Genomic DNA, 14,361 nt, shown 5'->3' on the forward strand with positions numbered 1-14,361 from the left:
AATAGCTCGAGGACTTATCCAAAGTAACTGAGAATATGGAAGCGTATTGGTTTTCTTGATTTGAATAGATATTCAATTTTGAGTAGGTATTACTCAGAGTTAAGTGACGATAGCCTAGGAGATACACCTGTACCCATGCCGAACACAGAAGTTAAGCCCTAGAACGCCGGAAGTAGTTGGGGGTTGCCCCCTGTGAGATATGGAAGTCGCTTAGCTCTAGGGAGTTTAGCTCAGCTGGGAGAGCATCTGCCTTACAAGCAGAGGGTCAGCGGTTCGATCCCGTTAACTCCCATTTAAGCGGGTGTAGTTTAGTGGTAAAACTACAGCCTTCCAAGCTGTTGTCGCGAGTTCGATTCTCGTCACCCGCTTTGAACTTTGTTCAAATTACCAAGTTTTTAACTTGGGCGCGTAGCTCAGGTGGTTAGAGCGCACGCCTGATAAGCGTGAGGTCGGTGGTTCGAGTCCACTCGTGCCCATAGAGTTTGGTCCGTTGGTCAAGGGGTTAAGACACCGCCTTTTCACGGCGGTAACACGGGTTCGAATCCCGTACGGACTATTATGGAGGATTACCCAAGTCCGGCTGAAGGGAACGGTCTTGAAAACCGTCAGGCGTGTAAAAGCGTGCGTGGGTTCGAATCCCACATCCTCCTTTTGTATTAACGCGGGATGGAGCAGCTCGGTAGCTCGTCGGGCTCATAACCCGAAGGTCGTAGGTTCAAATCCTGCTCCCGCAATAAGGCTCGGTAGCTCAGTTGGTAGAGCAATGGATTGAAGCTCCATGTGTCGGCGGTTCGATTCCGTCTCGCGCCATTTATATATTTTGGAAGGGTAGCGAAGAGGCTAAACGCGGCGGACTGTAAATCCGCTCCTTCGGGTTCGGGGGTTCGAATCCCTCCCCTTCCATTTTACGGGCATAGTTTAAAGGTAGAACTAAGGTCTCCAAAACCTTCAGTGTGGGTTCAATTCCTACTGCCCGTGTTAATAGAATTATGGCGGGTGTGGTGAAGTGGTTAACACACCAGATTGTGGCTCTGGCATGCGTGGGTTCGATCCCCATCACTCGCCTATTTTATATTATTGGGGTATAGCCAAGCGGTAAGGCAAGGGACTTTGACTCCCTCATGCGTTGGTTCGAATCCAGCTACCCCAGTTACTATTTGCCGGCGTGGCGGAATTGGCAGACGCGCTGGACTCAAAATCCAGTGTCCGCAAGGACGTGCCGGTTCGACCCCGGCCGCCGGTATAGTATTAAAGACAAGGTTTTCGAGCCTTGTTTTTTTATGTCTAACGCTATAATTAATTACCATTTTATACCAATTTCTTTTTTCTTTATCTATCTGATAAAGTTATTTTGTTTGAAAGTTATATAATGAAGTTAGACAACTAACATTTTTAAAAGTTAGATTCTTAAACTGGTTAAAAACTTGTTTAACAGTTATAAAGGGGCTTTTTTGTCAAATGAATGCGTAATTTAGACATAAGAAAACACCTCTGTGTTATACTTGTATTTCAACCACAAACACAAGAAAGCAACAGAGATGCAAATAAATTGTATTACAAAAGGTAAATATTTGATAATCGAAAGCAGTCATCTAATCGAGGAAGAAAGAAGGGGAGTCTTATATAGAAGTTGTTACTCTAGTTGGGAGAACACCCCTAACTAAAAGTTTTTTACTGATATGTTAGTCATGGTTAAGAGAGTTAATATGCGAATTTAAACTGTTAAATTTTATTATATTTTTGGAGTTTCTTTTGAAATTGACTTTGCTTTTTCTTCTAGTATCGTTACTTCCTGACCATATATAGTTTCTGGAGTTAAATTGAGAATCTTAAGTTGATTTTTAATCAATTCTACACTAGACGGTGAAATCTTTAGAGCAACACCCATTTTTTCTCCATCTTCGGCGTCAAAATTAATCAACTCAACACCTTTTATGTATCTAGCTTCATGCAGAGTAAATACTCCTGATTGTCTTGATATCCTTTGTGACTTCAAATCATAATCACTTTTTACAGCAAAGGGAATTATAGAAAACGGAGTGTCATTCATATCTGAAAAACAGTTCTCAAATATTTTATCATTAGCATTATCTACACAGTATACCTCACTTATCGTGCGTTTCCCGTCTGTATAATACATTGCTGAATTCTCATTTAATCTTGTGGGATTTAAGATATAGACAACTGGAAATTCATCTTCGTTCGTGTACTCAAAGCCATCTACCGCGAAGTACAAGGCTATCAGAGGATCAGTAGACCAATCTAAGGCTGGCGTCGGCATTCCATAATGTTGAGCAAGAAAAGTATAATGAAACAGATTAAGCCTGTCATCTTTAATTGTTTCTCTCAATTCATCTCTAAACTGTTTTAAAGCCACGTTGAAATCCATAAAATTTTTGTATTTTATTGGTTGTACAGATCCATCATCTGTCATATCTAAAACTTCCTCTCTAAAAAGACTCGGCCGTAGTTTCCAGTCTTGGCTTCTATGCCCCCTGTACCAAAGTTCGTGAGGGTTATTCCTTGCATAATCAAAAATATGAGTTATGAATTCCTCCACACTAGTAATTTCCTCAGAGTTGTAATAAATTGGCATAATAACGTGCTCCTTCATATTAATTTTTTTAATATTGTATCATAAACAATTAAGAGTTTACAGCTAATTTAGGCATAAGAAAACACCTCATATAGTGAAATTAAAGAAATATCAAAACAATATAGTGATAAATCGGAAGACTTACCAATTGCTATGGCATTTTATCTCCTAGGTTTTTCTACATATTCAGGTTTTGATAAAAAATAATTAAAATAAAGACAAGATTAAATACCTTGTCTTTGTTTTTAGAAAATTTCATCTAATTTGTTAGCAAGAGATTTCTGTTTACTGGGATATAAGTGAGAGTATGTATCGATTGTAGTTGTTATGGAAGCATGTCCCAAACGCTCCTTAACTACAAGATAGTCTTCCCCTTGATTGATAAGTAACGAAGCATGAGAGTGCCTTAAATCATGAATGTGAATTTTTTTAATATCATTATTTCTAGATAGTATTTGCTTAAACTTCTTATCAATCATATTTTTTGTAATTGATATAGGTGAACTTTGAATAACCTGAAGATTGTCAATATCATCAATAAACTCTTTTAGTAAAGTAGTTTGTTCTTGTTTCCAATCTCTCAGCATATTTGCTAATTTGTTATTAATTGTAATATACCTTGTGCTTGCTCTTGTTTTTGTTGAGTTTATATGATTTCTTTTATTTAGAAAATAAGCCGTTTTAGTAACGTGAATAGTGTTAGTTAATAAATTTATATCATTCCAGTTTAAAGCAAGAATTTCTCCCATTCTCATACCTGTAAAGAAAGCAAGTGTAAAGAAAAGATTGTAGCTTTTTTCTTCTTTGGTAATAAGTTTTCTAAATCTAGCAAATTCTTCTACACTCCAAAATGTGATTGTCTTCTTATTGATTGGTAACTTTCTCAAATTTTCAACAGGGTTTTTATCTATCAAGGACTTTCTCACACCGGTATCAAATATTTTTTTGAGAAGTATTATTATTTTATTGATAGTATTATTACTTAGATGTTGATTATCATTTTGTTTTTTGGGTTTAGTTTTTAAGTATTCTCTAAATTCAAAAATATTTTCATAACTTAGCTTATTCAGATTTACATTTTGAAAGTATGGTTTTATATGCCTTTCATAATTATTTTTTTGAGTACTTAGGTAACTAATTTTTCTATTATTTTGTCTGTCTTCTTCTTCAAGCAATTCAAAAAGCATATCAGTTGTTATTAAAAAATCAAAACGTTTTTCTTTCAAGTCAACAATTCGGAGATGTTGCTCAAGTTCTAAAGCTTCCTTTTTTGTTTTTGAACCTTTTCGAACAACTCGGATTCTTTTTTGCGTTATAGGGTGAAATCCATCGGATATATCAACTGTCCAAGTTCCATTTTTTTCTTTCCTAACGGTCATTTTCTATACCTACTGAAATATCAAATCCTAGTAGTTCATTTGCAATAGTAGCTGGGATTGTACCAATACGTTTATTTTGATAGACATTAAAACCTCTTGTGACAAGAAGTTTCTTACCTTGCCGTATAATTCGTTTAGAGGTGCCTTCGGAAAATCCAAGGGCAACTAAGTCATTTTTATTTATTGTTGCAATCATTGTTTTACTCCTTAATATTTAATTTAATTTTTTTGTATTTCACATTATTATCAATATATTCGCCCCCTATATAAATTTTACTGTTATATTCGCTTTCATATACGATTTCTTCATTTGAGAATTTATAATCAAATGGGACATAATTTGTATTAATGATTGGTTGTTTTAGATTGTTTGAAGATAAATAAGGATGTTTACCAAAATTATCAAGGAGTTCTTGACCGATTCCTTTTTCAAAATACTTTGTAACATATCTCCCTCTATTATCTTTGCTATCAACATCAACTTTATTTATTCGTACTGCTCCATGTCCCCAAAGTTTGAGTAACTGATTATGAGGGATATAGGAAACATCAAAAAGCAAAATATGAGCATGCCAAGCACCACGCTTTTGTTTTTCTAAAACTGCTATATATTTTAATTGATTTTTCTTTGTTTGAAAAATGTTATAGTTAAAACGCTTAATAAATGTTTTTAGTAAGTTTTTAAATTTATTTCTATCTTGGATATTTTCTTTTGTGGTCAAAGTCAAAAATGATGTATTATCATTAAAATTACAATCCACTAACCTAAGTAACTTCCACTTTGCATTTAATCGAGTTTGTTTCATTCGTTGAAGACGTTTCCTTTGTTCTTTTTCAGTCAGTTCTTCAAATGTTCTTCTTTTTCTTGGTTCACTTTCATTGGCAGACTCCTTATGTTTTCTATTAGTAAAAATTGCTTTTTCATATTCCCAAATTTCAATATAAGAAGAAGTACGTATGATTTTCTTATTATATTTCATAGTATTCAATCCAAAATTAGTGGGAATGTCTTAGATGAATTTCGCCAAAATATTGTTTATATAATAAATAAACTAGAAGGGACTTTGTCCCTTCATTATCAATTTTTTTCTGCTGGTAAAATATCAGAACAGTTAAACCACAAGTTTCCATTATACTGTCCCATATTTAAATATTTTAAAATTACATGTCTAGTTTTATTGTTAGACATTTCTTGTTTTGACAAGGTGGGAGTAATGGTTTTAACTTTAACAGTAATCATTTCCATAAAGAAATCGCTACTATCGTCTTGGATGGAAACATTAAGTCGTAGTGCTTCTGGTTTTCCTGTTTCCCTATTAAGTTCTTCACTATAACCCTTAACTGCGTAAAATTTATTACCAAGTAGTTCAGTTTTCAAAAAATCATTTAATTTCATTTCGTATATCCTTTCTTATATCACTGCTTTGCAGTGAGGAACAGTTAAAAGCATTTAGTTCTCTTTAGTTCGTGCGTCCGCGGAACTCCGTGCCATTGCGAGCTACGGCAATTTGCCCCCTCGCTCGCAGGCACGACCTAACCGCTCTCAATCGAACTGCATGCTTTCAACTCTTATTATTAATTATTTTAAAAATTTGAAAAAATGAGTGTGTCGTTGTTTTTCAAATTCTTCAAATCGTTTCTCAAGAGAAGCGACACGGCTAGCTAAAGATTTATTAGCATTTTTCAAAAATTGTATTTCAATGTTAGTATCCTTTTCGTTTTTCTTTTGAAGAGAATGTAAGTATAAGATTTGACGCTCTAAATCAACCTCATTTGAATCTGATACATCTCCCCAAATTTTTTTTATTGAGTTATCCAAGTCGTTAGTTTTTTCTACTTGTTTAGATAGTTCTACAAATTTTGAAACTTCTTCTTTGGTAAAATCGAAGAATGTCTGTACGCTGCGATAACTAACTTTAGCCTTAATTTTTGTAAATTCATAGCCGGATAAAGTTTCTATTTTTTTTCTCCATTTTTTAATAGTACTGATGGATTTACCTGTTTTATTTGCAACTTCTAAATAGTCAATAATACCACCTCCGATAATTTTAAAATGTTACATTATTTCAAAAAAATGTTATACTAGTAAGGTAAAACGATTTTTTACCCACCTTTATAATATCAAAAAGAATTTTACCTTTCAATAAAAAAGTAAAATGTTTTTTTACCAAGGAGATATTTTTATGAAACCTTTATTTAACTATACAAATATTATTCGTGCTGGACAAATAGATATAAAGTCAGTAAGATTAAAAGCTGGCTTAATCCAAAAAGAATTAGCAAAAATAATTGGAGTAACTAAACAGACAATTATAAATTATGAAAAAGGCACAACAGAGCCTACTTGGGAAAGACTTGAGGAAATAGCGTTAGCCCTTAATGCGGATATTGAAGATTTTTTCCCATATAATGAAATGGGACAATCAAAAGGTGATTTTGCTTGGGCAGAACATATGGATAGATTGAATAATAATTTTATGTATAGAAGATTGGCAGAAGAAGAAGCTTATCTTAATTCACTATTTAAGTATGTTCGTTTTCAGCAAGAGCTAACAGAAAATAAGATAACAGAAGAACAGCTAAACAAAGAATTATCCTTTGATACCAATGTTCCAATCTCTCTTGAAGATAAAGTAAACCTAGTTAAACTTAAATTATCTGAACAACTTGATGAAAATAAAGATCGTTTGGTTGAATTGTATAAGATTGCTGATTCGGAAACAACTATGGAATTGATGAGATATGACATCCATAGAAAATTATCTAAAAAATAAAATCTATACCATTTTATAATCATAAATCAAAAAAATATCATTATCACGATAAAATATATAGGAGTTTTTAAGATTTTTTAAATATTTTTAAAGAACAATATATAGGGGCCGCAACGAAAACTGTCTATATATCGTATCTTGAAACTATAAAAGCGTACCATATATGGATTTTTTGTTTAATAATAGATTCTCTATACTACATTTAGTGGTATAGAGGGGGGTTTACAAAAGATGAAAATTCGGATATAATAGTTGTACAAGAACTCCAGAGCTCCCTTTGATTAAGTTTAATTGAAATTTAATCAGATAGTTTTGTGAGGCTTTTTTTTAGGATAAACGATGGATACAACTGATAAAAATATTAAGAAAAAAAAGATTACTGTCAATTATTACGAACTAGTTCCTGATGAAGAATTTTCAATGAAAGAATTTCTTGAATTTGAAAAGTTGAAGGAAAAACTGGCTAGACCCGTGCAGAAAACAGGTGCTAAAGTAATAATTAATGAGTCTGAGGAGGCTTTCGCTGAACAGTTCCTTTTTCAGACAAATTATTATGATTTTTCAATATACAGAAAGTGTTTACCGAAACGAGAAGATATTACTTTTTCTTTTCAAGACTGTATTGAACTTTATGAATTCAATTCATTTTTGAGAGAAAATTTGATGAAATTTACTGGTAAAATAGAACTGTTAATCAAATCTTCCATTGTCCATACTTTATGTAGCAATTATGATGGGAATTTACAAAATGGCGAGTGCTATTTAGATAAATCAATTTATAAAAATGAAAAGAATTATCAGGAAGTCATTGAAGGAATTGGAATGAGCTTATTTAATTCAACAACTAAATCTCTTCCAGTAAGTCATCATGTGAATAATAAAAATTGTAAGTTTCCTTTTTGGGTTGTTGTACCTGAACTGACTTTTGGAGAAACAACTAAAATAATTGAGCTGTTGAATGATAAATTTTATACTTTATGGCTTGAAGAATTGTTTTTCAGTAATGATTATTATAAAAACGAAGCTAACTTGAAGGAACACATTATATCTGCAAGCAAAAGTTGGATTGCTGCCACATGGTTTATTCGGAATGTTTGTGCACATTATGGCAGATTATACGCACGTAACTTTAATGTGGGTGTTCCAAGATTGTATACACTAGTTTTGCGGAAGATGAGAGATTATGGGAAGAAAAAACAGATAATAAAGACTTGTTTGACTATATGCTGGCAATAAAACAAATCCTTATTTGTCATAATTCAAGCGTTCATGATGATTCGTAAAAATGAACTAATTTTGAATGTAGAGAAGTACCGCAAACCTTAAAAGATTTGTTTATCAATTAAATGATTATCACAAAAAATATCTACTAACTAATTAATTTTGATATAATAATAAATAGAGGTATCAGGAGGAAAATATGATAAAATATCGTGAAATTTTTGAATCACAATTTCTCGAAATATTCGAAGATCATTGTAGAGATGAGATTGCAGAATTAGAATTAAACGATGATGAATATAGTATAAATGTAGATAAGATTATTGAGTTACTTAATTTACAAGTTAAAGGCTTAATCATTGATATTCATTCAGGAAAATTAGAAGATGGTATAATATATGTTAATGTAACAGAAAGTAAAAATAGGCAACGCTTCACAAAAGCTCATGAAATTGGGCATTATTTATTAGGCCATGAGGGTATTAATGGTGTAAATTACCGTTCAGATCTGATTGGAGGGATAGAGGAACAGCAAGCTAATGATTTTGCAGCAAATTTGTTAATGCCTAAAAATTTGATATTAAAAACACTAGAAAAAATTGTTGATGATTATGGGATAGAGCTACATGAAATTAATAAAATCCCAGTTAATACTGTAATTTCATTACTGAGTAAATATATGAATGTGTCGAAATCAGCAATAAGATTTCGATTAAGTAATTTAAATATGTTATCAGAGAGGGCTTGATCTTGAGAATAGAAGGCGATTTTTATAGTATTTTAGGTTCCTATTATGATGGAGCCTCTGATGAAAAAATTGAACGAGACATTAATTCAAAATTATTTCAAACTCAAAATATCTATATAAAAATACATCCTATTTTCTTACAAAAGAAAAAGTTAAAGATTACTAGTCTTGAATTTAAAGGTGATAATCTGGAAATTGAAAATACCATCAATGAAATCAATTTAGACATACAGAGACAGGGAGATAATTCAAAAGGATATAAGTGTGAGGAACCCAATACTTGGTCAGTTTTCTACTTACTAAAAGAACTTATAACAGCATTGTCTTCATCAAACTATAATTTTTACAGAGGGCAAGGAAGTAACTGGGCTACAAGACCAAGTATATTTAGACCCTTGAAATTAATAGGCGATATAGAAGACGAAATCAATTTTTACGAGGATTTTGAGAAACTATATCAACAAGTTTCTCGTGAATATCCAGATAATATTAAATATATCGAGCTTGAGCACGATGAGTTAATTGATGAGAGAGCAGATGAGTTAGCTACACTACAACACTACGGTTTACCTACTAGTTTGTTAGATGTGACGGAGAATCCTTTTATAGCCCTGTTGTTTATGCTCGAAAGTGATGAATTTTCAAATCCACAAATAGAATTTTATAAATTTAATCCACAAAAAGATGCTGATGATAGTCTGTTAACTTTTACTCATAAAAAAAATAATAATAAAAGAATAAAAGCTCAAAAAGGAGCCTTTATCAATTACGACAAAATTAATCGCTTCATTAAGATTGACGGAAAAGAGTGGAACTTAAGTGATAGATATCGTAAAATTGATAGAATTCTAGTAGAAATAATACTAGATTTAGAAGGGTATAAATCTTATCTAGATAGTTTACGATTAGATAGCAAAGAATTGAAGAAAAAAGAGGAACTACTAAAAATAATAAAAGAAGAAAAAGATAAATTTTTTCCAGAAGAGGGAGGTAGTGCAACTCAAGAAGAAATTAAAAAGAATAAAAATGAAATTTTTGAGAATTTACGTCAGGAATTGATGAAAAAATTAAATGAATTTCATTATTTTCAAAGAGATTTATATCCAGACTTTAACGACTATTTAGTCCATTTGAAGAAAAAATATAAGCCTTATTCTTCTCAATCTTCATTTACACTTTAAATTTACTGTTCATATAGAAAGTAACCTAAATCGTACCAAAAATTGGGAAATAGGCTAAATATAAATCTTCTAAAATAGTAAAAACGTTAATTTAAATATATTTATAGTGGGAAAAAATGTCTATATTTGAACTCAAAATCCAGTGTCCGCAAGGACGTGCCGGTTCGACCCCGGCCGCCGGTATAGTATAGAGTCAAGGAACGTGGTATATCTTCGTTCCTTTTTATATTATTTTTGGTATAATAATAGTTATTCAAATTTTATTATGAAAGTGTAGGGAAGTATGTCTCGTTCTATCGATTTATTAAAACATCGGTATTTAAAAAATATTAAAGAAAATCCTGAATTGTTTGTTGGGATTGAGCTAGAATATCCTGTTGTAAACTTGAAAGGGGATGCTACAGATATTGAAGTTATCAAGCACTTATTTCGATACCTAGTTTCTGGTTTTAATTTAACTGTAGAAAAGGTTGATCATTTTGGAAACCCTATTCAGTTAGTGAATCCAGTAAGTCAGGATGCTATTTTATTTGAAGTTTCCTATACTACGATTGAGTTTGCATTTGGTAAGGCTGAAACGATACAAGAGGTTGAAGAACGTTTTAGTATTTATATGGAAGCAATCCAGAAGAAGTTAGCTGAATCAAATCATGCTATTGTTGGCTGTGGTATTCATCCCAATTGGGATAAAAATGAGAATTGTCCAGTGGCTTATCCACGCTATCAGATGTTGATGGATTATTTGAATTTGAGTAGGAATGTGACTAAATCGGACTTACATCAATTCCCTGAATACGGAGCGTTTATTTGTGGGAGTCAGGTTCAGTTGGATGTTTCAAAATCCAATTACTTACGGGTGATTAATGCTTTTACCCAAATTGAAGCAGCTAAAGCTTATTTATTTGCAAACTCTGAGTTTTCGGGTGCGGATTGGGATACGAAAATTTCAAGGGATATTTTCTGGGAAGAATCCATGCATGGTATCTATCCAGAAAACGTCGGGGTCAATGCTAGACTCTTTAAAGATGAGGATGATTTTTTTGATTATCTAGATCATTCTGCAATTTTTACTGCGGAACGTGATGGGCAAACCTATTATTTTTATCCGATTCAGGCTGGGGACTATTTGGCTACACCTGAAATCCAAGCATATGCTCTTAATGGGGATGAGGTTATTATTTACCCCCAAGAGAAGGATTTTGAAACTCATCGTAGTTATCAGTATCAAGACTTAACGACTCGAGGAACGGTTGAGTTTCGTAGTGTGTGTATTCAGCCTCTAGATAGAACCTTCGCTTCAGCAGCTTTTCACTTGGGATTGTTGGTTAATTTAGATAAATTAGAAGCTTACTTAGAAACAGCACCTTTCTTTAAAGAATTTGGGCGAAATTATAAGTTTTTAAGGCGACAATTTTCTAAGAAAAAGCTTACAGATCAGGAAGAAACTGCGATTATAGAGTTTTCAAAAGACTTACTTCTGTTAGCTGAGGAAGGACTGAAGATGAGAAATAAGCAAGAAATGAGCTATTTAGAGCCTTTGAAAGAAGAATTGGGACTATAATTTCTCTTATAAAGGGAGAATTTTCTGAAAAATCATGATATAATGGTAGAGACTATAGATAAAGGATAGAGAGTAATGACATTAGTTTATCAATCAACGCGTGATGCCAACAATACAGTAACTGCCAGCCAAGCAATTTTGCAAGGTTTGGCGACGGATGGTGGTTTGTTTACACCAGTTACTTATCCAAAGGTAGATTTGGACTTTGACAAATTGAAAGATGCTTCTTATCAGGAAGTTGCTAAACTTGTTTTGTCAGCATTTTTAGATGACTTTACAGCTGAGGAGTTGGACTACTGTATCAACAATGCCTACGATAGCAAGTTTGATACTCCAGCTATAGCGCCTTTGGTGAAATTAGACGGCCAATACAACTTGGAACTGTTCCATGGTTCAACGATTGCCTTCAAGGATATGGCCTTGTCTATCCTGCCATACTTTATGACGACTGCTGCTAAGAAACATGGCTTGGAGAACAAAATCGTCATTTTGACAGCTACATCTGGTGATACTGGGAAAGCCGCTATGGCAGGCTTCGCAGATGTTCCAGGTACTGAAATTATCGTCTTTTATCCAAAGGATGGTGTCAGCAAGGTACAAGAGTTGCAAATGACCACTCAGACTGGTGAGAATACCCATGTTATCGCGATTGATGGTAACTTTGATGATGCCCAAACAAATGTGAAGCATATGTTTAACGATCTGGCCCTTCGTGAAAAATTAGCTGCCAACAAGTTGCAATTTTCATCAGCTAACTCTATGAACATTGGTCGTTTGGTACCACAGATTGTTTATTATGTTTATGCTTACGCTCAGTTGGTTAAGGCTGGTGAAATTGTGGCTGGTGATAAGGTCAACTTCACAGTACCAACAGGAAACTTTGGAAATATCTTGGCTGCCTTTTATGCTAAACAAATTGGTTTGCCAGTTGGCAAATTAATCTGTGCTTCAAATGACAACAATGTTTTGACAGACTTCTTCAAGACCCGTGTTTACGACAAGAAACGTGAGTTTAAAGTAACAACTAGTCCATCTATGGATATCCTGGTATCTTCAAACTTGGAACGTTTGATTTTCCATCTTTTGGGTAATGATGCGATTAAGACAGCTGAACTCATGAATGCCTTGAATACACAAGGACAATATGAACTGACTGATTTTGATGTAGAGATTCTGGAGCTCTTTGCAGCTGAATATGCGACTGAGGAAGAAACAGCGGCAGAAATCAAGCGTGTTTATGAGTCAGATTCTTATATTGAAGATCCACATACGGCGGTTGCCTCAGCAGTTTATAGAAAATACCAAGCGGTTACTGATGATGCGACTAAGACAGTGATTGCTTCAACAGCTAGTCCATACAAGTTCCCAGTAGTTGCAGTAGAGGCTGTAACAGGAAAAGCAGGCTTAACTGATTTTGAAGCCTTGGCTCAATTACATGACATTTCAGGAGTGGCAGTGCCGCCAGCAGTTGATGGACTTGAAACAGCTCCTGTTCGTCATAAAACAACAGTAGCAGCTGCTGACATGCAAGCAGCGGTTGAGGATTATCTAGGACTTTAAGACAGAGGAAGTGAACTCGGTTGGGAAACCAACTGAGTTTCTTTTCATCAGGAGGAAGGATTGTTTAAGAAAAATAAGGACATTCTTAATATTGCATTGCCAGCTATGGGTGAAAACTTTTTGCAGATGCTCATGGGTATGGTGGACAGTTATCTGGTTGCTCACTTGGGTTTAATAGCTATTTCGGGTGTATCAGTAGCTGGCAATATCATCACCATTTATCAGGCGATTTTCATTGCTCTTGGGGCAGCTATTTCTAGTGTTATTTCAAAAAGTTTGGGGCAGAAGGATCAGTCTAAGCTAACCTATCATGTGACTGAGGCCTTGAAAATTACTTTACTATTAAGTTTCCTTTTAGGAGCTTTGTCCATCTTCGCTGGACAAGAGATGATAGGACTTTTGGGAACTGAACAGGCTGTGGCCGAAAGTGGAGGACTCTATCTATCTTTGGTAGGCGGATCGATTGTTCTTTTGGGATTAATGACTAGCTTGGGAGCCTTGATTCGTGCAACGCATAATCCACGTCTGCCCCTCTATGTGAGTCTCTTATCCAATGCCTTGAATATTCTTTTTTCCAGTCTAGCTATTTTTATCCTGGATATGGGGATTGCTGGTGTTGCTTGGGGGACTATTCTGTCTCGTTTGATTGGTCTTGTGATTTTGTGGTCGCAATTAAAGCTACCTTTTGAGAAACCGACTTTTGGTGTAGATAAGGAACTATTGACCTTGGCTTTACCAGCAGCTGGAGAGCGGCTTATGATGCGGGCTGGTGATGTCGTTATCATTGCCTTGGTCGTTTCTTTTGGGACAGAGGCCGTGGCTGGAAATGCAATCGGAGAAGTCTTGACCCAGTTTAACTACATGCCTGTCTTTGGCGTTGCTACGGCAACGGTCATGCTGATAGCTCGAGCAGTTGGAGAGGATAATTGGGAAAGAGTCGCTAGTTTGAGCAAACAAACCTTTTGGCTTTCTCTGATTCTCATGTTGCCTTTGACGCTTAGTGTCTATGCTTTAGGAATATCACTGACTCATCTCTATACGACTGATCCTCTAGCGGTGGAGGCTAGTGTTCTAGTGACACTTTTTTCACTACTTGGAACTCCTATGACGACAGGAACAGTCATCTATACAGCAGTCTGGCAGGGTTTGGGCAATGCTCGGCTTCCCTTTTATGCGACAAGTATAGGAATGTGGTGTATCCGCATTGGAATAGGATATCTGATGGGAATTGTGCTTGGTTGGGGCTTGCCTGGTATTTGGGCTGGAACCCTTTTGGATAATGGTTTTCGTTGGTTATTTCTACGTTACCGTTACCAGCGCTATATGAACTTGAAAGGATAG

Annotated in this window: 13 protein-coding genes, 12 tRNA genes and 1 rRNA gene; 20 read left to right on the forward strand and 6 right to left on the reverse strand. The window is 34.5% G+C overall.

Translation table 11 applies throughout. The features are described 5' to 3' along the window. The first annotated feature begins 99 nt into the window (after window positions 1-99). From rrf to SK629_RS00980, 13 genes are all read left to right on the forward strand, one after another. Window positions 100-215 (forward strand): 5S ribosomal RNA (rrf, locus tag SK629_RS00920). 4 nt (window positions 216-219) lie between these two features. Continuing rightward, window positions 220-292 (forward strand) — tRNA-Val (locus tag SK629_RS00925). Window positions 293-297: 5 nt separating this feature from the next. Beyond that, window positions 298-368 (forward strand) — tRNA-Gly (locus SK629_RS00930). Between the two features lie 34 nt (window positions 369-402). Then, window positions 403-476 (forward strand) — tRNA-Ile (locus SK629_RS00935). An 8-nt stretch (window positions 477-484) separates the two neighbouring features. Beyond that, a tRNA-Glu gene (locus SK629_RS00940) sits at window positions 485-556 on the forward strand. 4 nt (window positions 557-560) lie between these two features. Further along, window positions 561-650, forward strand: a tRNA-Ser gene (locus SK629_RS00945). A gap of 10 nt (window positions 651-660) precedes the next feature. Next, a tRNA-Met gene (locus tag SK629_RS00950) sits at window positions 661-734 on the forward strand. Window positions 735-737: 3 nt separating this feature from the next. Further along, window positions 738-810 (forward strand) — tRNA-Phe (locus SK629_RS00955). A gap of 12 nt (window positions 811-822) precedes the next feature. After that, window positions 823-903 (forward strand) — tRNA-Tyr (locus SK629_RS00960). A gap of 4 nt (window positions 904-907) precedes the next feature. Further along, window positions 908-978, forward strand: a tRNA-Trp gene (locus SK629_RS00965). A gap of 14 nt (window positions 979-992) precedes the next feature. Beyond that, window positions 993-1,065, forward strand: a tRNA-His gene (locus SK629_RS00970). A 13-nt stretch (window positions 1,066-1,078) separates the two neighbouring features. After that, a tRNA-Gln gene (locus tag SK629_RS00975) sits at window positions 1,079-1,150 on the forward strand. A 9-nt stretch (window positions 1,151-1,159) separates the two neighbouring features. Continuing rightward, window positions 1,160-1,243 (forward strand) — tRNA-Leu (locus SK629_RS00980). 489 nt (window positions 1,244-1,732) lie between these two features. Here SK629_RS00980 and SK629_RS00985 read toward each other — a convergent pair. The 6 genes from SK629_RS00985 to SK629_RS12565 form a co-directional block, all read right to left on the reverse strand. Further along, window positions 1,733-2,596, reverse strand: coding sequence for an FRG domain-containing protein (locus SK629_RS00985; protein ID WP_042900201.1), 864 nt, complete (start codon window positions 2,594-2,596; stop codon window positions 1,733-1,735). A 245-nt stretch (window positions 2,597-2,841) separates the two neighbouring features. Beyond that, the gene (locus tag SK629_RS00990; RefSeq protein WP_042900202.1) at window positions 2,842-3,975 is read right to left on the reverse strand and encodes a tyrosine-type recombinase/integrase; all 1,134 of its coding nucleotides are present in this window, start codon (window positions 3,973-3,975) and stop codon (window positions 2,842-2,844) included. Beyond that, on the reverse strand, window positions 3,965-4,171 hold the full coding sequence (locus SK629_RS00995; protein WP_042900203.1) for a DUF3173 domain-containing protein: 207 nt from the start codon (window positions 4,169-4,171) through the stop codon (window positions 3,965-3,967). Before SK629_RS00995 ends, SK629_RS00990 begins: the two co-directional genes overlap by 11 nt. Before the next feature lie 4 nt (window positions 4,172-4,175). After that, window positions 4,176-4,955 carry a rolling circle replication-associated protein gene (locus tag SK629_RS01000; protein WP_042900204.1) on the reverse strand — a complete coding sequence of 260 codons (780 nt, stop codon included), beginning with the start codon at window positions 4,953-4,955 and terminating at the stop codon, window positions 4,176-4,178. 98 nt (window positions 4,956-5,053) lie between these two features. Next, window positions 5,054-5,371, reverse strand: coding sequence for a hypothetical protein (locus SK629_RS01005; protein ID WP_042900205.1), 318 nt, complete (start codon window positions 5,369-5,371; stop codon window positions 5,054-5,056). A 183-nt stretch (window positions 5,372-5,554) separates the two neighbouring features. Further along, entirely contained in the window at window positions 5,555-5,794 is a 240-nt protein-coding gene (locus SK629_RS12565) for a hypothetical protein (RefSeq protein WP_235219599.1), read from the reverse strand. Between the two features lie 364 nt (window positions 5,795-6,158). Here SK629_RS12565 and SK629_RS01015 point away from each other — a divergent pair, with 364 nt between their 5' ends. The 7 genes from SK629_RS01015 to SK629_RS01045 all read left to right on the forward strand — a co-directional run bounded on the left by SK629_RS01015 (window position 6,159) and on the right by SK629_RS01045 (window position 14,361). Beyond that, the gene (locus tag SK629_RS01015; protein ID WP_042900207.1) at window positions 6,159-6,749 is read left to right on the forward strand and encodes a helix-turn-helix transcriptional regulator; all 591 of its coding nucleotides are present in this window, start codon (window positions 6,159-6,161) and stop codon (window positions 6,747-6,749) included. A 339-nt stretch (window positions 6,750-7,088) separates the two neighbouring features. Next, on the forward strand, window positions 7,089-7,985 hold the full coding sequence (locus SK629_RS01020; protein ID WP_050492325.1) for an Abi family protein: 897 nt from the start codon (window positions 7,089-7,091) through the stop codon (window positions 7,983-7,985). A 184-nt stretch (window positions 7,986-8,169) separates the two neighbouring features. After that, complete coding sequence (locus SK629_RS01025) at window positions 8,170-8,718, forward strand: ImmA/IrrE family metallo-endopeptidase (RefSeq protein ID WP_050492326.1); 549 nt, start codon at window positions 8,170-8,172, stop codon at window positions 8,716-8,718. 2 nt (window positions 8,719-8,720) lie between these two features. Beyond that, window positions 8,721-9,899, forward strand: a complete 1,179-nt coding sequence (locus SK629_RS01030; protein ID WP_050492327.1) for an FRG domain-containing protein — start codon at window positions 8,721-8,723, stop codon at window positions 9,897-9,899. A gap of 283 nt (window positions 9,900-10,182) precedes the next feature. Next, window positions 10,183-11,460 (forward strand): glutamyl-tRNA synthetase, encoded by a 1,278-nt coding sequence (locus SK629_RS01035; protein WP_042900208.1) that lies wholly within the window; start codon window positions 10,183-10,185, stop codon window positions 11,458-11,460. A gap of 75 nt (window positions 11,461-11,535) precedes the next feature. Next, entirely contained in the window at window positions 11,536-13,020 is a 1,485-nt protein-coding gene (gene thrC / locus SK629_RS01040) for a threonine synthase (protein ID WP_042900209.1), read from the forward strand. 60 nt (window positions 13,021-13,080) lie between these two features. Then, window positions 13,081-14,361 carry an MATE family efflux transporter gene (locus SK629_RS01045; protein ID WP_042900210.1) on the forward strand — a complete coding sequence of 427 codons (1,281 nt, stop codon included), beginning with the start codon at window positions 13,081-13,083 and terminating at the stop codon, window positions 14,359-14,361.

Origin of the sequence: Streptococcus mitis, assembly GCF_000722695.1 — a bacterium.
Lineage (GTDB): Bacteria > Bacillota > Bacilli > Lactobacillales > Streptococcaceae > Streptococcus > Streptococcus mitis_O.

Excerpts from the sequence above, each read along its gene's own strand:
- thrC (WP_042900209.1), top strand. The coding sequence starts at position 11,536 with ATGACATTAGTTTATCAATCAACGCGTGATGCCAACAATACAGTAACT.
- SK629_RS01035 (WP_042900208.1), top strand. The coding sequence starts at position 10,183 with ATGTCTCGTTCTATCGATTTATTAAAACATCGGTATTTAAAAAATATT.
- SK629_RS00990 (WP_042900202.1), bottom strand. The coding sequence starts at position 3,975 with ATGACCGTTAGGAAAGAAAAAAATGGAACTTGGACAGTTGATATATCC.
- SK629_RS01005 (WP_042900205.1), bottom strand. The coding sequence starts at position 5,371 with ATGAAATTAAATGATTTTTTGAAAACTGAACTACTTGGTAATAAATTT.
- SK629_RS01015 (WP_042900207.1), top strand. The coding sequence starts at position 6,159 with ATGAAACCTTTATTTAACTATACAAATATTATTCGTGCTGGACAAATA.
- SK629_RS00995 (WP_042900203.1), bottom strand. The coding sequence starts at position 4,171 with ATGATTGCAACAATAAATAAAAATGACTTAGTTGCCCTTGGATTTTCC.
- SK629_RS01000 (WP_042900204.1), bottom strand. The coding sequence starts at position 4,955 with ATGAAATATAATAAGAAAATCATACGTACTTCTTCTTATATTGAAATT.
- SK629_RS00985 (WP_042900201.1), bottom strand. The coding sequence starts at position 2,596 with ATGCCAATTTATTACAACTCTGAGGAAATTACTAGTGTGGAGGAATTC.
- SK629_RS01020 (WP_050492325.1), top strand. The coding sequence starts at position 7,089 with ATGGATACAACTGATAAAAATATTAAGAAAAAAAAGATTACTGTCAAT.
- SK629_RS01025 (WP_050492326.1), top strand. The coding sequence starts at position 8,170 with ATGATAAAATATCGTGAAATTTTTGAATCACAATTTCTCGAAATATTC.